Below are 21,222 nucleotides of genomic sequence, written 5' to 3'. Positions count from 1 at the left end.
AAATGGGAACGGAAGCGATAGACGGGCATTGTTTTGCGACGCGTCAACCGTTACGTGTCAAGCAATGGTGCAGTGCACAATACCGCATTGAGCACAGTAGAGAATTGGCGGAGTAGCTGAAGTGTCACTTCTGCAGATCTATTGGAGAGCGCTGGGCTATCTGGCCGCCGACAAGAGGCGCGTCGCGCTGATTTGCGGCGCCAATGTCGCACTTGCCGCTATCGCCATCCTGGAGCCGATCATGTTTGGCCGGGTGATCGATGCCATCTCCGCGCATGGCTCTGTATTCTCCACGCTTGCCGTGTGGGCCGGTTTGGGCGCCTTCAACGTCATCGCTTTCGTCCTGGTGGCGCGCGGCGCCGACCGCTTTGCTCACGCCCGGCGTAGCGAAGTGCTGTGCCAGTCCTTCGAGCGCGTCATCACCATGCCGCTTGCCTGGCATCATCAGCGCGGCACGTCCAACGCCCTGCACACGCTGCTGCGTGCTGTTGAGACGCTGTTCAGCCTATGGCTCGAATTCATGCGCCAGCATCTGTCCACGGCTGTCGCGCTCGTCCTTCTCGTGCCGACGGCGCTCAGCATGGATGTGCGCATGTCGATGGTCCTGCTCGCGCTTGGCGTGCTCTATGTCGGCATCGGCCGTCTGGTGATGAAGCGCACCAAGGCGGGCCAGGCAGCCGTCGAGCGCCATTACCACAAGGTGTTCGCCCATGTGACGGACTCCGTGAGCAACGTCGCCGTTCTCCAGAGCTACAACCGCCTTGGCCATGAGGCCGAGACTCTGCGCCGCTATGTCAAGAACCTGCTCGACGCGCAGAACCCGGTGCTCGACTGGTGGGCCATCGCCAATGCGCTCAATCGTCTGTCGTCGACCATCTCGATGATGGTGGTGCTTCTGATCGGCGCTTATCTGGTGACCCATGGCCAGTTGCGCGTCGGTGATGTCATCGCCTTCACCGGCTTCGCCACGCTGCTGATCTCGCGGCTCGACCAGATGTCGGCTTTCGCCAACCAGATTTCGGAGGCTCGCGCCAAGCTCGAGGAGTTCTACAAGCTCGAGGACTCGGCCGCCGATGCCGCCGAACCGGATGGCCTGCGCGACCTTACCAATGTCACCGGCCATGTCCGCTTCGAGGATGTCAACTTCGAATTCGCCAATTCGGGGCAGGGCGTCAGCGATGTGTCCTTCGAGGTTCAGGCCGGCCAGACCGTCGCCATCGTCGGACCGACGGGTGCCGGCAAGACCACGCTGATCAATTTGCTGCAGCGCGTCTTCTCGCCGTCGAGCGGCCGCATCCTGATCGACGGCATCGACACCCGCACCGTGACCCGCAAGTCGCTGCGCCATTCGATCGCCACGGTGTTCCAGGATGCCGGACTGCTCAACCGCTCGATCGAGGACAACATCCGCGTCGGCCGTACCGAAGCCAGCAATGACGAGATTCACGCCGCCGCCGTCGCGGCTGCGGCGCAGGACTTCATCCTGGCCAAGAGCAATGGCTACGACACGGTGGTCGGCGAACGTGGCGGCCAGCTCTCCGGCGGCGAGCGCCAGCGCATCGCCATCGCTCGCGCGGTATTGAAGGACGCCCCGATCCTGGTGCTCGACGAGGCGACCAGCGCGCTCGACGTCGAGACTGAGGACCGCGTCAAGGAAGCGATCGACGAATTGCGGCGCGACCGCACCACCTTCATCATCGCCCACCGCCTGACCACCGTTCGCGACGCCGATCTGGTCGTGTTCATGGATAAGGGCAGGGTGGTCGAAATGGGTGGCTTCGCCGAGCTGTCGCTGCGGAACGGCCGCTTCGCCAGCCTGCTGCGTGCCGGCGGCCTGCTCAACGACGAGGAAGTCCGCCGCCTCAGCCGCTCCGTGCAGGGCGAGGCCGCGTAAGCATCATCTTTTACCTCCCTCGTGGGGAGGCCGGACCGAAGATCCGGGTGGGGGCAGCGCCGCCCCCATCCCGCTGCTTCGCAGCGACCCTTCCCACAAGGGGGAGGGTAACCAAGCCTGCGACACCACCGCTCGATTGCCCCGATCGCGCTGTCGGTCTATGTAATGCCGCATGAGCGATACGACTTCACGCCTGAGCGGCTGGATGGACCTTGCCAACCCGACGCGCTTCGTTGGGCTGGCCGACAAGGTCGTGCCATGGCTGGCGACGATCGCCGCGCTCATCCTTGCGGTCGGCCTCTATATGAGCTTCGCCGCACCTGAGGATTTCCAGCAAGGCATCACCGTGCGCATCATGTACATCCATGTGCCCTTCGCCTGGCTCGCCATGATGTGTTACTCGCTGATGGCGGTCTCAGCCCTTGGCACGCTGGTCTGGCGGCATCCGCTGGCCGATGTCGCGCTGAAATCGGCGGCTCCCATCGGTGCGGTCTTCACCGCACTTGCGCTGATCACCGGTTCGATCTGGGGCAAGCCGATGTGGGGCACCTGGTGGGTCTGGGATGCCCGCCTGACTTCGGTCTTCGTGCTGTTCCTGATGTATCTCGGCATCATCGCGCTGACCCGTGCGCTCGACGATGCAAGCCGCGCCGCCTGGGCCGCCGCCATCATCACGCTGGTCGGCTTCATCAACATCCCGATCATCAAATTCTCGGTCGATTGGTGGAACACGCTGCACCAGCCAGCCTCGGTGTTCCGGATGGACGGCCCGACCATCGACCCCAGCCTGCTCTGGCCGCTGCTAGTCATGGCCGTCGGTTTCACGGCGTTGTTCTTCACGCTGCACCTGATGGCGATGCGCACCGAAATCCGCCGCCGCCGGGTGATCGCCATGCGGCGGGTAGCGGCTCGGCAGGCGGAGCGGGCTTAACCTTCTCCCACAGGGGGAGAAGGGAAGGCCACTCATCCCATTTTCCCCCGCGCTGCCACCGGCAGCGTTTCGAGCACCTGCTCGCCGTCGATCAGGTTGACCTCGTTGAACAGATTGGTGACGACGCAGCAATGGTCGGGCACCACGCGCACGCGCTCGCCGATGCGCAGCTTCGCGTCACCGGAAAGCGTGACAGTGCCATGTTCTTCACTGAGTCCGGTGACCCTTGCATCGGGAGCGCCGAGCAGTTCGCCAAAATCCTTTAGCCCGAGCGTGTCGCTCGACAGCGCCTTGCTGCCAGCATCGAGAATGGCGCGTGTTGCCGTTGGATGGCTGACGACGGTGGCGAGCACCGTAAGCGCGCAATCGTCGAGGGTGCCGACGCCTTTGGCGACCTGATAGCGGTCGAGATAGATGTAGGTGCCAGGGCGATATTCGGTGACGACCGATGCGTTGCTGGAGCGCCACATGTCCGGGGTGCCGCCGCTGGAGATGCGTTCGCAAGCGAGGCCCGAAGCGGCCAGCGCCTGCTTGGCTTTCGCAAGCCAGGCTTCGGCCTCGGCCGCGCGGCCAGCGGCAGGATAGGTCATCAGCCCGCCAAAGGCGAGGCCACCGGCCTTGTCGATCAGCCTTGCCAGCGCAACCGCCTCATCAGCCGTTTGCACGCCGCAGCGGCCCATGCTGGTGTCGCATTCGACCAGAATCTGGAGAGGATGGCCGGTATCGGTGAAAGCCGCCGCCAGCCCCTCCAGCGTTTCCGTGCTGTCCGCTGTGACCGACAGGGTTACGCGGCCGTGCAGCGCCTTCAGCCGTTCTAGCTTGGCGCGGCCGAGAATGTTGTAGGGTAGAAAAATATCGGACAATCCGGCATCGGCCATCACCTCGGCCTCACCGATCTTCTGGCAGGTTATGCCGACGGCACCCGCCGCCACCTGCTTCTTCGCCCAATAGGGCAGCTTGTGCGTCTTGATATGCGGCCTGAGCTTCAGTCCGTTTTTGTCGGCATGGGCCTGTGCGCGGGCGATGTTGGCTTCGGCGCGCGCGGCGTCGATCAGGATCGACGGCGTATCAAGGTCGTGGACGGTCGGCATCTTCTATTCCTGTGAGAATTTGCAGGGTTTATGAGCCTGAAAGTGCTTGATGTCACGCGGCCAGCGGACCGGATCGCTGGGCCATCCCTGCATGGCGAAGGGCACGGCAGGCAGTGAGATGGATCGACACCGCAGCGGCGTTCGGCTATGCGATTTGCAATGCATGTCGCCCAAAAGTGCCCAGCGGTTTTGGGATGACGACATGCAACAACCTAAAGCGTGTAGACACGAAGGGTCACGATCATGAAACGTTCCGCCATCAACGAAATCATCCGCGAAGCCGACGCTTTCATCCGCTCGTTCGGCTACATCATGCCCCCCTTCGCCTATTGGTCGCCCGAGGAGATGAAGGCGCGCCAGGTCGATTCTTCGGCCATCTACACCTCGCGTCTCGGCTGGGACATCACCGATTACGGCCAGGAAAAATTCAACGAACTCGGCCTGTTCCTGTTTACCGTGCGCAACGGCCGCTACGAGGATATGAAGAAGGGCATGGGCATGCTCTATGCCGAGAAGATCATGATCTCGCGCAAGGACCAGCTGTCGCCGATGCACCGCCACAACATCAAGGCCGAGGACATCATCAACCGTGGCGGCGGCAAGCTGGTGCTGGAACTGTTCATGCACGATCGCGACGGCGGCATCGACCCGAAGGCCGAGGTGTCGGTGCCGGTCGATGGAACCATCCATAGGCTGCCGGCGGGCGGTTTGCTGAAGCTCGACCCGGGCCAGAGCGTCACGCTCCTGCCTGGGGTCTGGCATGCCTTCTGGGCCGAGGGCAAGGACGTGCTGATCGGCGAGGTGTCTACCGTCAACGACGATCTCACCGACAATGTCTTCCGCGAGCCGATCGGCCGCTTCTCCAACATCGACGAGGATGTCGCCCCGGTGCACCTGCTGGTGGCCGACTATGAGAAGTGGCTGAGGTAGGGCAGGCCAAACTCGGCTTGGCCCCGCGCTACCGCGCGTGTTTGTCCGCCTTGCGGTTGCCGAGCAGCAGCTTGCGCTCGAGATGCGCTCGCAGATCACCGTAGTAGGCGGTCAAAAAGGCCTTTGAATCGAACGGTTCGACCTTCGCGCCGATCTTGCGGCCGATAATCTCGGCAACTGCCTTCATCGCGGAATAGTCGTCGCGGCGCAGCACTTCTTCCAGCTTGTGCAATTCCGCGATGCCATAGGCGTCGAGCTGCTCCGGGCTGAAATGGAAGCGCTTGTCGACCGGGTCCTTTCGCTGCGAAAGGTCCTCGACCAGCTTGAATTTCGGCGTCTCCACCACCCAAGTTCCGGCAAGCAGGTCGCCAATGCGCAGCCGGTCGCGGTTGAACAATAGAAACAGCGAAAACAGCAACGCCCACACCAGGCCGAAAACCGTCGACAGCGTGTCGGCGACGCCGGCGCCGCCGCGCGCGGCGATGATCGACAGCGGCAGGAAAACCTCGATCTCGCGCATCAGGTTGCGTGCGATGACCTGATCGATGGTGAGACCCGCGCCGCTGCGCGAGGCGACCCGCACGCCGACGATCCGCTTGCCGGGTGTCGCTGCCCGCCGCCCCGCCTCGAAGGCGATGAAATAGACGTTGCGCAGCAGGAAGATGAAGATGATCCAGACGATGAAGAGCGGCTCCGCCTCCTTCACACCAAGGCCGCCGAGGCCGAAGATGACGACAAGGGTGACCGCAATGGCGGCAGCGACGATGATCACCACATCGAGCAGGAAGGCTGAAGCCCGCGTACCGGCGTCCGCCAGCTTGACCCTGAGGTCGACACCTTCCGGCGTGATCAGCGGCCTTATCAGCTCGGCAGGGTTCCTAGCCGTTGCCATGCCGCACCATCCGGAACAGGTAGAAATAGGCGATCCACAAGGCCAGCATGCCGCCGCCAATGGCGTAGCGCGCCGCATCGCTGGTGATCGTCTGCCGGCCGATGCCCTCTAGCAGGCCGGCAAACAGAAGCATCATCATCACGCCGACCATCACGGTCGCCGCCACCCGCCCGGCCTGGGCGGCGGCGGCCATCCGGGTCAGTTCGCCGGGAAAGGCGATGCGCGTGCCGATGCGCATGCCGGCCGCGCCCGCCAGCGCAATGGCGAACAGTTCCGTCGTGCCATGGATCGACAGCCAGCCGCCGAGCTCCAAGCCCAGCCCCTTGGCCGCATAGACCTGGAACAGCGCGCCCAGCATGCATCCGTTCATCAGGATGATCAGCACGCTCGGCACCGCGAAGACGAAGCCGAGAGCAAAGGCCAGGATCGCCACCTGCGTGTTGTGGGTGAACAGATAGGCGGCAAATCCGGACAGGAAGTGGCTGCTGCCGCCATCGTACAGCACGCTGCGCAGCACTTCGGCAGACGAATCCGGGTTGCGCCCGCCGGCAAGGCTGGGCGCGATAATGGCGTCGTACCAACGTTTGTCGGAGGCGACCAGCCAGTAGCCGGCAATGGCGCCGATCACCGTCAGTCCGACCGACACCCAGGTCTCGCGCCACAGGTCGCGGATCGCCGCCGGCCAGTCACGCAGGAAGAAATCGCCGACGCGCTGCCTCAAGCTGCGTCGCGCGCCATAGAGATAGAAGTACCCGCGTAGGCTGAGCGCCTCCAGATAGGCGATCAACGCGCTGTCGAGCGACGTCGCGCGGGCCACCGAGAGCGAGGACAGCGCCGAACGATAGAGCAGGGGCAGCGACAGCAACTCGTCTTCCGAAAGCGTGCGCGGCGCACGGTTTTCGACGCGGGCCAGCAGCGCCTCGAACGCCTTCCAGTCGGCCTCGCGCTCGTGGCGGAAGCTTGCCAGCGACTGGCGTACGGCATCGGTGCCTGCGGGCAGCGTCATAGGAGGTTTTCCTCCTTGAGCTGGATATAACGCTCGACCAGGGCCGGACCGAGCCGCTGATGGTCGGCCTCGATCACATGCGCGCCAAGCAGCCGCAGTCGCCCGATCACCACTTGCCGCTCCCGAAGCAGGCCGCCGGCGGTGACCGCGCGGGCCACATCCTCGGGTTTCGTGGGCTGCATGTCGGCCAGCGTCTCCAGTTCGACATCCTTCATCAGCATGAACAGCACCAGATGCCGCTCGGTCAGCCGGCCGACGGTGCGCAGCATCAGTTCGGCGCTGATCGGGTCGACGAAATCGGTGAAGACGATGACCAGCGAGCGACGGTCGAGCTTGGCCGCCAATGTCGTCAGCGCGAGCGTGAAATTGGTCTCCTCGCTGGAATAGTCGATCTCGGCCGCGCGCTTCTGGATCATCGTGAAACTCGGCGAGCCGCGCACCGCGCCGCTCGAGACGCGAGGCGTGGCATCGAAGGAGAACAGGCTGACGAGGTCGCCGCCCTTGAGCGCAATGAAGGCCGACAGAAGCGCTGCCGTTACCGCCCGGTCGACTTTCGGCACGCCGTCGACCGGCTCGCACATCAGCCGGCCGCTGTCGATCGCCAGCACGATGTTGTTGTTCTCCTCGATCCTGAACTCGCGCGCCAGAAGCTTGCCGTGGCGGGCGCTGCGCTTCCAATCGATCATCCGCCGGCCCATGCCTGGCTGATAGTCCTTCAGCGCCTCGAACTCGCGGCCCTGGCCGGCCCGCCTTTGCGCGTGGCCGTCGGCGAGCGCGGAGCGCTGCAGCAAGGTGATGGCCTCATCGCGCGCGCTGCTGACGTCGGGCAGCACCGCCACCTTGCGGTCCATCGGCAGGACCACCTGGTTCCAGCTCAGCCCGAACGGGCCGTTCCAGCGCAACCAGACCCGGTCGAAACTGGCGATGCCGCGCCGGCGCGCCGTGAATTCAAGGTCAAGCGTGCCGCCATTCGCGGGCAACGCACCGCCTGTGCGGCTGACCGGCTCCACACGCTGATCGTGGCCGACACGCGCTTGCAGCATGCGCGCCCGCTGGCCGAGGCTGGCCGCGACGTGCACGGTAAAGCGTCCGCCGACGCCGACCTGCGGCGGCGCCGAGAGACTGGCGCTGAGCGAGGCACGCCCACGCCCGGCCGCCGCGTCGACAGCGAGAAATGCCAGCAGCGCGCAGATCCACAGCAGGCCCAGATACCAGACATGCGGCAGCGCAAGCGCGATCAGGAAGGCAGGGATCGCCCCGGCCGCCGCAGCCCACACCGCTCTGCCGGTCGGGTAGATCAACGCGGCGCCTCCGTCTGGTCGACGAGATCGGACACGATCTGCTCGACAAGCCGCCCATCGATCTGCGCCGCCGGCGACAGGATGAGGCGGTGGCGCAGCGCGGGTATGGCGAGCGCCTTGACGTCGTCGGGGATGACATAGGCGCGGCCGTCGAGAGCCGCCCTGGCGCGTGCCGCGCGCGCCAGCATGGCGCCCGCCCGTGGGCTGGCGCCAACCTCGAGGTCCGGGCTTTCGCGCGTGCGGCGCACAAGGGCCGCGATATAGCCGACGACATCGTCAACCAGCGTCACCTCACCAACCGTGGCAAGTGCCGCCTCCAGCGTCTTGCGGTCCGTCTGCGCCTTGATGCCGTATTGCGCGATATCATGCGAGGCGGTGCCGCCGCCGTGATGCACGATGATAGCCTGTTCCTCCTTGAGATCGGGATAGCTCACCCGGTGCTTGAACAGGAAGCGGTCAAGTTGCGCCTCGGGCAGGGGGTAGACACCCTGATGCTCGATCGGGTTCTGCGTCGCCACCACCATGAAGTTCTGGCTGAGCGCATGCGTGGCGCCGTCGAAGGTGACGGCGTGTTCCTGCATGGCCTCCAGAAGGGCGGCCTGCGTCTTCGGCGGCGTGCGGTTGATCTCGTCGGCGAGCAAAAAGTCGCAGAAGATCGGCCCGCGCGTCAGCGTGAACTGCCCGCTCTGGAAATTGTAGATGTTGGAGCCGACGATATCGCCAGGCATCAGGTCGGGCGTGAACTGGATGCGGCCATAGGCGACGCCAAGTGCTTGCGCGAAGCATCGCGCGGTCATGGTCTTGGCGGTTCCCGGCGGGCCTTCCAGCAATATGTGGCCGCCGGCAAACAATGCCGTCAGCATCAGATCGACCGTGTCGCGCTGCCCGGTGATCGCTTTCGCCACTTCTTCCCTGATCGCGGTCGCCAGGGCCTTCACATCATCGACGTTCACCGAGCCTCCTTGTCGTCCATTCATGCAGCGCTTCCGCTGCCTCATGCATTTGCGCCAGGGTCCTGGCTTCGCTCGCGGCCTTGAAGCGGCGGCTGAAGCCCTGCGTTTCGCTTCGGTCGCGGGAATCGAGCCAGCGGTCGAGCGCTTCGCCCGGCAAGCCTTGCGGCGCGCTGAGCAATGCGCCGGCACGCGCACGCATCAGCGTCGCATACCGATCGCCGAGCTGCCCGAGCCGCCCGGCGCGCTTCAGGAGCATCGCGGTGGTGTCGACCAGCGCCCGCTTGCCGAAGGCAATCGCCCGGGCCTCGGAGCGCGGCGGTCCGAACCTGCCGAGCCCATGCAGGAAGGCAAGGGCGGCCGCCGCCAGCACCGACAGCGTCAGCGCCAGGAAGGGTGGCTCGACCAAAAGCTTGGCGAGATCGTATTTCTGCCCGACGCCATGCAGCGTCAGGTCGAACATCACGGCGCCCTTTCCGGGCTCCAGCATGGCGATCATGTCCAGTGCCGCCGCCGCCTTTTGCGGATCCTTCAGCGCCGCGTTGTTGATCAGATCGGGGTCGGTCAGGATGTAGAACGGCTCGTCGTCGAGCTCGGTGAGAATGGCCTTGCCGTTGCCCGCCGCGATCAAGGGGTGGTCATCCGCCACCCATTGCAGGTCTTCCGGCGCGGTGACCATGCGGCCTGCGACGTCGATCTGCCCGACCAAACTCTTGCCTTCGCCGAGCTTGGCCTTGGCGATGCGCCCGAGCCAGTCGTTGACGACCGTATCGGGCAGCCGTTCGAGCTTCATCTCCCAGCCTTCATGGTCTTGCAGGGGCAAGATGATCCATTTGGGCAACACGAACAGCGTGGCCTTGCCCGAGCGAAGCTTGATGATCCTTGCCAGCGCGGCCGGGTCGCTGTTTGGCGCGATGGTGACGATCAGCAGGAATTCGGACGCCAGGCCGGAGCCGAGCGCTTCCTCGCTGCGCGCCATGGGTGGCGCCTGTCCATTGGCGAGTTTCAGCCATTCGACGAGCCCGGCATAGCCGGAGCCGCCCTTGGAGAGCGGCGTGCCGCCGCCTTCCGGCTGGCGAAAGTCCGGCGCGTAGGTCGACAGCAGGAAAAACCCCGCCGCGGCCAGCAAGCTGGCAAAGATGCCCCAGAACAGGGTTTTGCGGCTGAACGGTTCCTGCGCGGCGTCGACCGCTGGCGCGCTCATGTCCAGGCATCCCTGAAGACGAAGCGTTCATAGGCGCCACGCGCCTGCTGCCAGCCTTCCGCTCCGACCGGCCGGCGGGCAAACAGCGCTGCCTCGACAATGCGCGCGATCTCACTGAAGGCGCTGCGTGCCCGCGCCGGCAACGACGTGGCGCTGGCGATGTCGCGTGAAGTGAGCGACGGGCGCAGAAAGTCGGGCAGCCGCCCGGCAATGTCGGCGACGCTGCGGCGAAGCAGAAGATGCACCGCCTCGTCATACTCGCCGCGCGCGGCGAGTGCGTCGGCCTCGGACAGCAGGATCTGCGCGGCACTCGCATTCGGGCGCCATGCCTCCTCCGCCTCTGCCTCCTTACGGGCGCGCCGCCACGGCAGGCGCCATGCCACGCCCTTGGCTTCGAGGGCAACCAGAAGCGCGATGACCGCGACGCCGACGATCACCGCGCCCCAGAACAGGTAGATCATGTAAGGGCCGATCTTCGCCAATGCCTCCAGAAAAGGCCGCAGCCATTCCGGCGGCTCGGGCTGCACCAGTGTCGGCAAGTCAAACTGGATGGAATCGTCCGCAAGCAACTGCTTGTGTATCTTTGCCAGCCATTCGGCGTCCTGCGGCTGTGCGACTGTCACCCGCTCGCCCCTCTGCACCTGCGGTTCGGTGTCGACACTGGCAATACGCCTGGACAATTGCAAGTCCACTGGACGAAGCCTTTTAATCTTGGCAGATTTACTTTCGAGGTTGGTTGTTTGGATGTTGCGGCGGCTCGGGGGAATATCATGACCACTGCGACATTGGGACAACCCGGCCGGTTCGAGATCGGCAGGGTGTTCAACAACACCTTTGCCGTCTTAGGCCGCAACATCGGGCTTTGCCTTGGCCTTGCCGCGCTGTTCGCCGGCGTGCCGACGCTGCTTGTCCGGTTGTGGAGCCAGCCGCAGGTCGACGCGATGTTGCGTGGTGATCCGGGTGCGATGGCGGATCCCCATGCGATGTTCCGCAATTCCTATCTCAGCCTCGTCCCCGGGCTGGTTTCCTTCGTTTTCACCATGCTGCTTCAGTCGTCACTGGTCCGGGCGACGATCGAGGACCTGAACGGCAGGCGGCCCTCCTTCGGCGACTGTATTCAGATTGCGATCCGCTTCCTGCTGCCGACGCTGGCGATTGGCTTCCTCGTCGCCTTTGGCTCGGTCCTTGCCATGCTGGCCCTGATCGTGCCCGGCATCATCTTGTGGCTCGGATGGTCGATGTCGGTGCCGGTCCTGATCCAGGAGCGGCGTGGCGTTTTCGGCTCGATGTCACGCAGCCGTGCCCTGACCAAGGGAAACCGCTGGTCGCTGTTTGGCCTGTTTCTCATATTGATGATCATCGCGATGGTCATCCAGTGGGGGATATTGCTGGTTTTCGTCCTGTTTGGCGGGATTCTGGCGCAGCTGGGCGCCGCGCTGGTGCAGACCGTGATCTCCATGGTGCTGTCGATCGCCGCCGCGGTCAGTTATGTCGAACTGCGCCAGGTCAAGGAAGGCGCAAGCATCGACGAACTGGCGCAGATATTCTCGTAGCGGACGGCGCCATTCACATGAGGGCGACAGCCCACTTCAACGACGGAATGGTTTGCGCGCTCGTCCGACACATGCCTGACGAACTGGGTCGGGGGTGATCACGCTTGAGGATGGCTCTGCCGAGCCCGGCCAATTGCGGCAGCTTCATCAAAATGGATGGCGACTTTCATCCGCGCTTGTGGTGGCATCCAGCCCAATTGGAGAGCGGACCGCCGGAGCAACAGGTCCATATTCCGGTGAGTGGGCCAACTCCCTCATTGAGCGGCCTCTTCATAGGCTCCGACCGAGGATAGTCGATATGTATGATCCTGCCGAGAGGAACAAGAGGCCGGCTCGCACCCAACCAGCCGAAGATGAGCGGCTGGCGCGGCTCGAGAAAACGGCCAGGCTCAAGCGGCTTCGGTCCTACGCTTCCTGGCTTGCACCTGATGCATACGCCCAATTTCATGATGAGATCGACTGCTCTGCGCTAATTGAGGAAAGCCGTTCATTCAGCCTGGCCTGATCGGCTGATGCCGCCGCGCCGCGGCCATAAGATCGTGATCCAAGGCTCGGTCTGTGCGGTGGCGGCTCGGGCTTCCATCTCCTGAAGGTTGGCTTCGAATAGGAACATCGTCAGATCGGAATCTCAGTGACAGCAGCCGCGCTGCACGCTCGTTCGGCACAGGCATGACGAGCTGATCGCCACATCCGCCTTGACCAGCGCCGTGGCGAGTCTTGCCTGCAGGGCCAGCAACTCCTCGCTCTCGCCACGCCGCCGCAAACATTCCACCAGCCCGTGCAGCGCCCAGACATTGTCCGGGTGCTGGGCGCAGCGCTGCACCTTGCCGGTGAGGCCGAGATCGTCGCGATAGACCTGCTCGGCCTCTTGCATGTGGCCCTGGTCGAGAAGCAGTGCCGCCAGCGCATGGCGGGGCGGGTGCATCCACGCCCATGGCTCGGTGTAGGAGAGGTTGTCATCCAGCTCGACTGCCTGGCGCAAATGGCCATAGGCCTCCTCGTGCCGGCCCTGATGGTAGGCAAGCTCGCCGTCGAGCAAGGCGGCACCGACAGCGAGCGAGGCGCGGGTCGGGTTGCTGAGGAAACGCCGTTCGGTCGGAATGGTCTCCATATGCCGGTGGAACCGGTCGCGCTCGCGCTCGGCTTCCGTGAATTGCCTCAGCGTCGCATGCGCGACACCCTTGGCATAGTGCTGCATGGCCGCCGTCAGCACATACAGGCCGGGCTCTTCGACCGCCGGTTCGTCGATGATCTCCTGCCAGCGGCCGAAGCGCACCTGCACATGCGATTTCATCGCATGATAGCCTTCCACGGTCTGGGTGAGTTTTGGGCGGTCTTGGATGCCGACCACGTCTCGCGTCACTAGGCTGCGCACCTTGTCGGCGGCCCACAGCGCTGGCCGATACTGGGCAAGGAACATGCATGTGAACATCATCAGATGCAGATCGTGACAGCAGCCGAGCAGATAATAGGTCGGCTCATCGGCATAGGCGAGATAGAGGTCGTTGGCGCGGACCGCCTTTTCGCTGGCGATCCTCGCCTTCTCATAGTCGCCGCACAGCACGTAGATATGCCCAGGCATATGGTTCATGTGCCCGGCATCCGGGCACATTTCGCCGAGCCGGTCGGCCGAGCGCAAGCCGCGTTCCGGCATGGTCGACATTTCCAGGAGATGGATGTGCAGGTGCAGGATCGCCGGGTGTTGTGAGGCACCTGCCTCGTCGGCAAGCCGGATCGACCGCTCGCAAACCTCCAGGGCTTCCAGCACGTCCGAATTCGGTGCCGGTTCCCCCGTCTTGAGGTTCCACAGCCGCCGCACCGTGCGCATCATCAGCGCCTCGACCAGCAGCGCCATCACATCATGATCGTCGGGAAAATCGTGGTAAACCCGCCGCATCGCGGCGGCATAGGCATCATCCCATCGTTCGAAATCCTGTGGTCTCACCTTGTGCGGCTTCTGAAAGCGAGAGGCCAGCGCCTCGATCAATCGCCGTTCGATCTCCCTGGCGCCAGCCGCATGGGCGCGCGCCAACTGGACATGCTGGAAGCAGCGCCTGGTCGCGCTGTTGGCCTCGGCCTCGCCATGTTCCTTCCAGGTCAGATTGTAGAAAGGCCCGGCGGCATAGGCGATGCCCCAATGCACCATCGCGCAGCCGGGATCGGTCTGCAACGCCTTCTCAAAACACTTGATGCCTTCCTCGTGGTTGAAGCCGTAACACCAGTTGAGCCCGATATCGAACCAGCGCTGGGTCTCAGTGGAGCGGGTGGAGATCGAGCGGCGATAGGTGCCGAGGTTGAAGTGGTCCATTTCCCGGCTCGTCTGACTCATTGCCTTCGTCAGACAAGCGCAGTCGGTGTGCCCAAAGCTTTCTGACCTTCGGCACGATCCGGACTAACTTGCACTTTGGCTATTTTCACCCGCATATCCGCATCACCATATAATGGCGCCATTATACGGGACACGCACCGATATTTGGAACTGCTGTGCGGGCGACCTGATACAGGATCTGCAAATCAGAATTTATAGGCGATCCCGATTCGGACCTCGTTGGTCTTGAGGTGTTCGTGCTCTTCCCAACCCGAGTCAGTGTTATCGGTTGCAGTCGTGACCTTGCCGAAATCTGTATAGCGATATTCGGCCTGGCCGACCCAGTTTTTGTTGAAAGCGTAAGCGAGGCCCGCGCCGACCGTCCAGCCGGCCTTGATTGTCGACTTGGAATCCGTTGCCGGCCCGTCTTCGAACTTCGTGTGAATGTCTCCCAGCGCCAAACCGCCGGTGACATAGGGCATCCAGTTGTCAAAGGCATAACCCAGGCGCCCGCGCAATGAGCCCTGGGCGTCGATATGGGTATTGTCGTCAGTTCCGAACGGCCAGTCCGGGTTGTGGCCGACAATTCCGGAGGCCTCGATATCGCCTTCGACGCCGCCGACGATATTGCCCCATTGCATGTTATAGCCGGCAAAAATACCGCCGGTGACCCCACGGAGCCTGAAGCTATCCGAATAATCTGAATCGCCGCTGGCGATGTTCTCGTCCTGGATATGGTCCTTGCCCCAAGCGTAACCGATCTGGCCGCCGATATAGGCGCCTGTCCAATCATACGTGGAAGCGACCGGAAGTTCATTCACAACATCGGCCGCCATGGCCGAGGAAAGGGTGGCGCCAAAAAATGCTGCTGCCAAAATGTATTTCATAGTCTGTCCCCGCCTGGAGCTATGCCTGACCCGAGCTCTATGTATCAGTATCACAGGAATTCCCTTACGGAACGCAATTGCATGGTTGAAGCGCACGCTTTCCCCAAAGCATGTTGCTACAGCGCAACAAAAAGGCGTTTTGGAGGGCCATTTGGCCTGTTTCCAAACGATTGTCGCCCCGATCTTCGAGTTCGCGGAGGAGCCGCGTTGCCACGGTGAGCCGGCCGCGGCTGGATTCCCTCGCCATCAATGTGTGCCTCCAAGCGTTGCAAGCGCCATGGTGGCACCGCCGCTGTTTAAGAGGGTAGGCTGGCGTCTCTGACAAGAAAGCCACCCTGCTTGTGCGTGGCGTGGGCGGCTTTGAAAATGGAGGTCTGAATGGGAATTGAACCCATTACGTCGGTTTTGCAGACCGATGCGTCACCGTCCCGCCATCAGACCGTGCTGGTGTTATGGTCATACCACCAACGCGCGTCAGCCTTGCTGCAGGCGCTCCCCCCTGCGCGGTTTGGGTGAAGGGATTGTCGGTGGCGCGCCGCCCTTAGTTGGTCTCTTCGCGCGGCGCCTCGCTTTGCCAGCCGGCCAGCTCCGGCAGGTCGTCGAGCCAGCTTTTCTCGCTCATCAAAGCATCGCTGGCCTGCGGTGCGGCCTCCGTGGCGTTTTGAATCAGCCAGTCCATCCACTTCCGATAGGCGACCGGATCCAGTTGGGGTGGCAGCACCTTGGCCTTGGCCAGCATGCGTTTGCGGAAACTGGTTTGCCTGCGCAGTTTGGTCGTCGTGAACTTGATGACCTTGCCTTGATAGTCGACCGTCCAGCGGTCGCCTCCAAGACTGACAAGGCTGTCGATCGAGAAACCGGCATCGACCGGTCGATCCCGCCAAGGAAGCTCGATGGCATTCTTTCTCAGATCGAGTGCCCATCGCCTATAATCGAAACCCGCGCGCTGCGGCGGCAGCACACCGGCCTGTTCGAGCATCTTCCTGCGGAAGGTCGGCTGCTTCTTGATCTGGCCGGTCGTGAACTCGACGCGATGCCCACGAAACTCGACATGCCAACGGATCCTTCCGTTGCCGACATACTTCACCAGCCTGTCGATGAGGAATTCACCATCGGCAAGCGTCACGCAGCCTTGGCGGATGCTTTCGTGAATGAACTCGGTGTCAGTGACCATTATCCGGCCTCGTGCTGGAAACTTCTACGCAACTTAGCCATTGGAACGCACCTGCCACCATCAATCTTTTTCACTCCGGAAATCTCACCTGCCTCAAGCCGCCCAAAGTGACGCGCCGTGCGTGTTCTCGGACGGGAAGCTTGTTTCAGGTGCGGCGCATCAGCCAGCCCGCGCTTGCTGTCGGCTGCCTTGAGGCCTTCCATCCTGACAAGAATGTGCAAGCCGTCGTGTTACGGTCTGTCATGTCATCGATCTGATAGCCATCGAAGCAATGGGAGAGTTCGCCACGTCCAGGATCAACCGCCGCGCCTTGCTTTTCCACTCCGGCAGCGCAGCCGTCGCCTCGACGGTTGCGGCAACCGCACGCGCCACAGGGTCGCCGGGCCGAGACCAGGAACCGTCAGATAGATTGCGAGAGCTGATTGAGGCGCACAGGATTGCATATGCGGCGTTCGGCAAGGCGCTGCACGATTTAGGCGGCGACTCCGGCGGAGCCAGCCGGGAGGAGGAGAGGGCGCTGCTCGCCATCTGCGGCCATGCCGCGGTCGAGGAAGGCGATCGCCTGGCCAAGGCCCGATATCTTCTGGAGATAGAGGCGCGCGGCGAACTCGACCTCCCGGAGCATATGCAGGCTGTTCTTCGATCGACAATGTGGAAGGGATGAGGCGACCGGCGCGCAACCACGACTATGCCACCGCGCTGATGGGCGCGGCGGTTGTTCGCTACATATTCATGCCGCGCCGACAGTCTCGCGGCCCGACGCGAGCCTTTTAGCCAGCAGGTTTGCAGCCTGCCCTACGCCGGCTTGGCGTATTGCTCGGCGCTCATGACTTCGATGCAGACGAAGCGTTCGTTGCCTTCCACCCAGGCGTCGTGGCCGGGCGGGATGGTATAGGACGTACCCTTCGTGAACGTCTTCTGAGTGCCGTCATTCATCTTGATGGTGATGGTTCCGGACACGACGTAGCCGACATGCGATACCTGACAGCTATCCGTCTTGACGACCGGCTTCACGCATTCGGACCATTTCCATCCCGGCTCCATATTGAGCCGCCCGAGCGTAAAGCCTGGAAGCCGCACCACCTCGACGCGTGTCTTGGCGGGCGAGCGAACCTCATCCGGGTTGTCGTGAGATTTGGATTCAAACTTGGTGACATTCATTCCACCATCGGCCATGGCATCCTCCCATACGCGACGCGGAGTCCAATGCTGGCACCTTTCCATTATATTAGCAATTGCTTTTATATCTGCGAAGGTCGACCACAGCCGCGCTCACCACCTGAACGGGTGACCTGGAATGGCCAGCATCAGGACATAAAGTTCTGTGTAAGCTGCTGATTCAAATTATGAATAAAGAGTGGCTGGGGAACCTGGATTCGAACCAGGACTAACGGAGTCAGAGTCCGTGGGTCTACCGTTAACCTATTCCCCAGCAAGCGCGGTCATGGACCGCGCGGGCCGAACGGCTGAGCCGCTTGAGCGCTGCCTTGTAGCCGCCAGCGGAAAATAGTCAAGCCTGCTGTGTGGTTCAATCGCTCCGTTTTGACAGCTGGTTTCAGACGCCGGGGTTCAGGTGCGCGGGCGGGCACAAAATCCCATCCGCGCCTCAGCTCTCTGTCCGGCTGAACTGCGAACGCTCGAAGAACAGCACCACGCCCAGGCCCAGAATCAGCGGGATGATCAGGTAAAACAGCCGGAACACCAGCAGCGCCGCCAGCACGCCGACCGGCTCCATGTCGGAAAGGCCGGTGAGGAAGACCACCTCGAACACGCCGAGTCCGCCCGGCGCGTGCGAGATCTGGGCGATCGAGAAGGAGACAAGGAAGACGCCGAGCACGACGAAATAGCCGGGATTGTGCACCTCGGGCAGGGCGAAGAAGATGATCGCCGCGGCGGCAATCAGTTCGATCGGGCCGATCAGCAATTGCCTGGCGACGATCGGCAGTGCCGGATAGTGCAGTTGGAAGCTGGCGATCTTCAGCGGGCGCAGATGCAGCCAGCTGCCGAAGATATAGGCGGCGACGAGGAGCAGCATCGCGATGCCCGCCGCTTCTGACAGCCCGTGATGGGCGACGCCCGAGAACCGATCGATGATCTGAGGCTCGAACACCAGCACGAGGCCGGAGGCGAGAATCGTCGACAGGACGAAGGTGATCCAGCAGATCGCCACCAGCACGCCGACATCCTGGCCGGTCAGGCCCCTTGTGCCATAGGCACGGTAGCGGATGACGGCGCCGGAAAAGACCGATCCGCCGATATTGTGCGACAGCGCATAGGTGGTGAAGGAGCACAGCGTCACGAACAGCCACGACACACGCTTGCCGATATGCAGCAGCGCGATGTGGTCGTAGCCGGCGAGCGCGGCATAGGCGATGACGGAACTCAGCGCCGCCAGCACCCAGCCGCGGGTTGGGATGGCGGCGAGCCCATCCCAGACATCGTCGAGCGAAATGCCGCGCAGTTCATGCCAGAGCAGCAGCAGCGAGAAGATCACCGCGGCGATGCCGACGACCGGCCAGAAATAGCGTTTCCAGTTCATTGCCTGACTGCCATGCGCTGCGTGCCCGCTTCCTTTTCGCTTGATGGTGGGAGCCCGGCCGCCCGGTGACTTCCATTCATTTCAGAAATGCCTCATTGAAGCCGGCTATTCAACCGCGAACACATGTCGCGCCGACCGCCGGCAAGATCTGCCCGCAGCGAAAGCGGCGCAACGGCAGGCGACAAGGCATCGGCTGCGGCCAGCGTTGTCTTCACCGGCATCCGCGCTACCAATCCAGCCTTGCAGGTACATTACGCGGCGGCGCAAAAGGGCCGTCTCGCCCAGCCGGCAAAATTCGGCATGCGGCTCTTGGTGATCGGCCACGGCACTGTTAGTCTGGCGGCAACTTGAAACATGCCAAAGCGCCTGCTGCGTCCTTCACCGGTTCGCGCGGCGCCGGAAGGAACGACAGTGGAAGACCGCGACACCGGCGCAGGCGCGTCGGAGGTGGGCGCGTCCAGCGCTTCCCCAGGGCCATCGGGCTCGGGGACTGCCGGCTGGCAGCAACGCCGCCCGACGGAGCCGCGCTCCGCCGCTGGGCAGGCGGGCGACGCGCCCCATCACCAGAAGGGCAAGCCCAAGAAGCGGCGCAAGCGAAGGCGCGGGCGCAAGGTTTTTGCGCGCGACGAAACGCAGGGCAATCGATCGCCGGTGCCAGGCCAGGCCGCCCCGGCTTTGGAAGCGAAGCAGCCGACGGCGCCGGCAATCTCCCCCGTCGCTCAAGCGCCGCGCCCCGAACAGGGCACGCGCCGGCCGCCGGTGCATGAGCTGCCGGTCTTTGCGGCCCTCGACCTCGGCACCAACAATTGCCGGCTGCTGGTCGCCGTTCCCACACGGCATGGCCAGTTCCGCGTCATCGACGCCTTCTCGCGCATCGTCAGGCTGGGCGAGGGGCTCACCGCCAATGGCCGGCTCGGCCAGCCGGCGATGGATCGCGCCGTCGAGGCGCTGAAGATCTGCGGTGATAAATTGCGCAGCCGCAAGATCAGGAAGGCCAGGCTGATCGCCACGGAAGCCTGCCGCTCCGCGGAGAACGGCGTCGAATTCCTCGAACGCGTCGAGCGCGAGGCCGGCCTGAAGCTCGAGATCATCGACCGCCAGACCGAGGCGCGGCTGGCGGTGTCCGGCTGCGGCTCGCTGGTCGAGCGCGACACGCAGGGCGTCGTCTTGTTCGACATCGGCGGCGGCTCTTCGGAGATCGCGCTGATCGATCTCACCGGCCGCCGCTCGCCGCGGCTCGCCAACCATATCGTCTCGTGGACGTCGCTGCCGGTCGGCGTCGTCTCTCTGGCCGAGCGCTTTGGTGGCCGTACCGTCACGCGCGAGATCTTCAACGCCATGGTCGACGATGTCGCCGGCCGGTTGGCGAGCTTCGACGGTCGCGACCGGCTGAGCCACCTCAAGGCCAGCCCGAATTTCCATCTGCTCGGCACGTCCGGCACGGTGACGACGCTGGCCGGCGTCCACCTAGATCTCGAGCGTTACGACCGTCGTCGGGTCGACGGGCTGTGGATGGACCGCGACAGCGTCGACCGCATGGTGGAACGACTGGTCGGCTGGGATTTCCAGCAGCGCTGCGCCAACCCTTGCATCGGCGCCGACCGCGCCGATCTGGTGCTGGCCGGCTGCGCTATCCTCGAAGCGATCCGCGCCGTCTGGCCCTCGGAGCGGCTGCGCGTCGCCGACCGTGGCCTGCGCGAAGGCATATTGAGCGAGCTGATGGCCGATGACGGCGTCTGGCGCAACGATGGGCGTGGCCGACAATGACCAAGAAACCGGAAAATCCAGGATCGGCCAGCATTCGCGTGCTGAAGACGCGGATCAAGAAGAAGAGCGGCCTGAAGGAATCGTCGCGACGTTGGCTGCAGCGCCACATCAACGATCCCTATGTCCAGCGCTCGAAGGCCGACGGCTATCGCTCGCGCGCGGCCTACAAGCTGATCGAGATCGACGACAAGCACCATCTGCTGAAGCCCGGCATGAAGGTGATCGACCTCGGTGCCGCCCCCGGCGGCTGGTGCCAGGTCGCGGCCGCACGCACGAAATCGACGGCGGAAAATCCGCATGTCGTCGGCATCGACTATCTGGAGATGGACGCCGTGCCCGGCGCGCCGGTGCTGTTGATGGATTTCCTGGATCCGGATGCGCCGCGCAAGCTCGCCGAAGCGCTGGGTGGGGACCCGGATGTCGTGCTGTCCGACATGGCGGCGCCAACCACCGGCCATAAGCGCACCGACCACATCCGCACCATGCATCTGTGCGAGGTGGCGGCCGATTTCGCGCTGTCCGTCCTGAAACCGGGCGGCCATTTCCTCGCCAAGACTTTTCAGGGCGGCGCCGAGAACGAACTGCTCTCCATGCTCAAGAAGAATTTCCGCTCCGTCCACCACGTCAAGCCGCCGGCCTCGCGCGATGAATCGGTCGAGCTTTATCTGTTGGCCAAAGATTTTAAGGGGCGAGAGTCCGGTCCGCCGTCAGGCGGATCGGAACGTCCAGTGGACGTTCCGAAGGACTCGAGCGCCCGGAGCCATAGCGAAGGGCCGGGGGACGCTGACCGCTGAG

At 63.6% G+C, this 21,222-nt stretch carries 20 protein-coding genes and 2 tRNA genes; 8 read left to right on the top strand and 14 right to left on the bottom strand.

Features of this window, described 5'->3' with window-relative positions:
* Positions 1 to 121: 121 nt before the first annotated feature.
* On the top strand, positions 122 to 1,894 hold the full coding sequence (locus tag D3242_RS18370) for a glucan ABC transporter ATP-binding protein/ permease (protein ID WP_064984772.1): 1,773 nt from the start codon (positions 122 to 124) through the stop codon (positions 1,892 to 1,894).
* A gap of 172 nt (positions 1,895 to 2,066) precedes the next feature.
* On the top strand, positions 2,067 to 2,825 hold the full coding sequence (locus tag D3242_RS18365; RefSeq protein WP_019857541.1) for a heme ABC transporter permease: 759 nt from the start codon (positions 2,067 to 2,069) through the stop codon (positions 2,823 to 2,825).
* A gap of 32 nt (positions 2,826 to 2,857) precedes the next feature.
* Here the strand turns inward: D3242_RS18365 and D3242_RS18360 are convergent, their stop codons facing one another.
* Positions 2,858 to 3,916: a D-TA family PLP-dependent enzyme gene (locus tag D3242_RS18360; protein ID WP_064984771.1), complete on the bottom strand. Its 1,059-nt coding sequence runs from the start codon at positions 3,914 to 3,916 to the stop codon at positions 2,858 to 2,860.
* A 243-nt stretch (positions 3,917 to 4,159) separates the two neighbouring features.
* Between D3242_RS18360 and D3242_RS18355 the strand changes: the two genes are divergently transcribed.
* Entirely contained in the window at positions 4,160 to 4,846 is a 687-nt protein-coding gene (locus D3242_RS18355; RefSeq protein WP_027046725.1) for a D-lyxose/D-mannose family sugar isomerase, read from the top strand.
* A 28-nt stretch (positions 4,847 to 4,874) separates the two neighbouring features.
* Here D3242_RS18355 and D3242_RS18350 read toward each other — a convergent pair whose 3' ends face one another.
* From D3242_RS18350 to D3242_RS18325, 6 genes are read right to left on the bottom strand one after another with little or no spacing between them, the layout of a single operon-like run.
* Entirely contained in the window at positions 4,875 to 5,738 is an 864-nt protein-coding gene (locus D3242_RS18350) for an RDD family protein (RefSeq protein WP_064984769.1), read from the bottom strand.
* Positions 5,725 to 6,744, bottom strand: coding sequence for a stage II sporulation protein M (locus D3242_RS18345; protein ID WP_064984767.1), 1,020 nt, complete (start codon positions 6,742 to 6,744; stop codon positions 5,725 to 5,727). The genes D3242_RS18350 and D3242_RS18345 overlap by 14 nt, the downstream gene beginning before the upstream one ends.
* The gene (locus D3242_RS18340; protein WP_064984764.1) at positions 6,741 to 8,045 is read right to left on the bottom strand and encodes a DUF58 domain-containing protein; all 1,305 of its coding nucleotides are present in this window, start codon (positions 8,043 to 8,045) and stop codon (positions 6,741 to 6,743) included. Before D3242_RS18340 ends, D3242_RS18345 begins: the two co-directional genes overlap by 4 nt.
* Positions 8,042 to 8,998, bottom strand: a complete 957-nt coding sequence (locus tag D3242_RS18335) for an AAA family ATPase (protein WP_064984762.1) — start codon at positions 8,996 to 8,998, stop codon at positions 8,042 to 8,044. Before D3242_RS18335 ends, D3242_RS18340 begins: the two co-directional genes overlap by 4 nt.
* Entirely contained in the window at positions 8,985 to 10,199 is a 1,215-nt protein-coding gene (locus tag D3242_RS18330; RefSeq protein WP_064984760.1) for a DUF4350 domain-containing protein, read from the bottom strand. Before D3242_RS18330 ends, D3242_RS18335 begins: the two co-directional genes overlap by 14 nt.
* Positions 10,196 to 10,879: a DUF4129 domain-containing protein gene (locus D3242_RS18325; protein ID WP_081296134.1), complete on the bottom strand. Its 684-nt coding sequence runs from the start codon at positions 10,877 to 10,879 to the stop codon at positions 10,196 to 10,198. Before D3242_RS18325 ends, D3242_RS18330 begins: the two co-directional genes overlap by 4 nt.
* A 90-nt stretch (positions 10,880 to 10,969) precedes the next feature.
* On the opposite strand from D3242_RS18325, the gene D3242_RS18320 reads away from it, so the two are divergent.
* A complete protein-coding gene (locus tag D3242_RS18320; protein WP_064984758.1) occupies positions 10,970 to 11,752 on the top strand; it encodes a YciC family protein in 783 nt (260 codons plus the stop codon).
* Between the two features lie 628 nt (positions 11,753 to 12,380).
* Here D3242_RS18320 and D3242_RS18310 read toward each other — a convergent pair.
* The 4 genes from D3242_RS18310 to D3242_RS18295 form a co-directional block, all read right to left on the bottom strand.
* Complete coding sequence (locus tag D3242_RS18310) at positions 12,381 to 14,060, bottom strand: tetratricopeptide repeat protein (RefSeq protein ID WP_064984757.1); 1,680 nt, start codon at positions 14,058 to 14,060, stop codon at positions 12,381 to 12,383.
* A 206-nt stretch (positions 14,061 to 14,266) separates the two neighbouring features.
* The gene (locus D3242_RS18305) at positions 14,267 to 14,947 is read right to left on the bottom strand and encodes an outer membrane protein (RefSeq protein ID WP_019857552.1); all 681 of its coding nucleotides are present in this window, start codon (positions 14,945 to 14,947) and stop codon (positions 14,267 to 14,269) included.
* A 367-nt stretch (positions 14,948 to 15,314) separates the two neighbouring features.
* Positions 15,315 to 15,388, bottom strand: a tRNA-Cys gene (locus D3242_RS18300).
* 100 nt (positions 15,389 to 15,488) lie between these two features.
* Positions 15,489 to 16,121, bottom strand: a complete 633-nt coding sequence (locus tag D3242_RS18295) for a hypothetical protein (RefSeq protein WP_064984755.1) — start codon at positions 16,119 to 16,121, stop codon at positions 15,489 to 15,491.
* A gap of 409 nt (positions 16,122 to 16,530) precedes the next feature.
* Here D3242_RS18295 and D3242_RS33965 point away from each other — a divergent pair, with 409 nt between their 5' ends.
* A complete protein-coding gene (locus D3242_RS33965; protein ID WP_223217745.1) occupies positions 16,531 to 16,785 on the top strand; it encodes a hypothetical protein in 255 nt (84 codons plus the stop codon).
* A gap of 131 nt (positions 16,786 to 16,916) precedes the next feature.
* Here the strand turns inward: D3242_RS33965 and D3242_RS18285 are convergent, their stop codons facing one another.
* The 3 genes from D3242_RS18285 to D3242_RS18275 form a co-directional block, all read right to left on the bottom strand.
* The gene (locus D3242_RS18285; protein ID WP_019857555.1) at positions 16,917 to 17,297 is read right to left on the bottom strand and encodes a cupin domain-containing protein; all 381 of its coding nucleotides are present in this window, start codon (positions 17,295 to 17,297) and stop codon (positions 16,917 to 16,919) included.
* A 182-nt stretch (positions 17,298 to 17,479) separates the two neighbouring features.
* Positions 17,480 to 17,553, bottom strand: a tRNA-Gln gene (locus tag D3242_RS18280).
* Between the two features lie 174 nt (positions 17,554 to 17,727).
* Complete coding sequence (locus D3242_RS18275; RefSeq protein ID WP_064984753.1) at positions 17,728 to 18,660, bottom strand: lysylphosphatidylglycerol synthase domain-containing protein; 933 nt, start codon at positions 18,658 to 18,660, stop codon at positions 17,728 to 17,730.
* A 123-nt stretch (positions 18,661 to 18,783) separates the two neighbouring features.
* Between D3242_RS18275 and D3242_RS18270 the strand changes: the two genes are divergently transcribed.
* Genes D3242_RS18270 through D3242_RS18260 form a run of 3 tightly spaced genes read left to right on the top strand, consistent with a single transcriptional unit; the run spans position 18,784 to position 21,221 of the window.
* A complete protein-coding gene (locus tag D3242_RS18270) occupies positions 18,784 to 19,011 on the top strand; it encodes a hypothetical protein (RefSeq protein ID WP_064984751.1) in 228 nt (75 codons plus the stop codon).
* Between the two features lie 60 nt (positions 19,012 to 19,071).
* Positions 19,072 to 20,427: a Ppx/GppA phosphatase family protein gene (locus D3242_RS18265; protein WP_019857568.1), complete on the top strand. Its 1,356-nt coding sequence runs from the start codon at positions 19,072 to 19,074 to the stop codon at positions 20,425 to 20,427.
* Positions 20,424 to 21,221 carry an RlmE family RNA methyltransferase gene (locus tag D3242_RS18260; protein ID WP_019857569.1) on the top strand — a complete coding sequence of 266 codons (798 nt, stop codon included), beginning with the start codon at positions 20,424 to 20,426 and terminating at the stop codon, positions 21,219 to 21,221. Before D3242_RS18265 ends, D3242_RS18260 begins: the two co-directional genes overlap by 4 nt.
* The last annotated feature ends 1 nt before the right edge of the window (position 21,222 follow it).

The sequence above is a fragment of the Mesorhizobium jarvisii genome (assembly GCF_003601985.1).
Taxonomy (GTDB): Bacteria; Pseudomonadota; Alphaproteobacteria; order Rhizobiales; family Rhizobiaceae; genus Mesorhizobium; species Mesorhizobium jarvisii.
The sequence above is the reverse complement of the archived record's forward strand: the minus strand, read 5'-3'. Positions and strand labels throughout refer to the sequence as shown.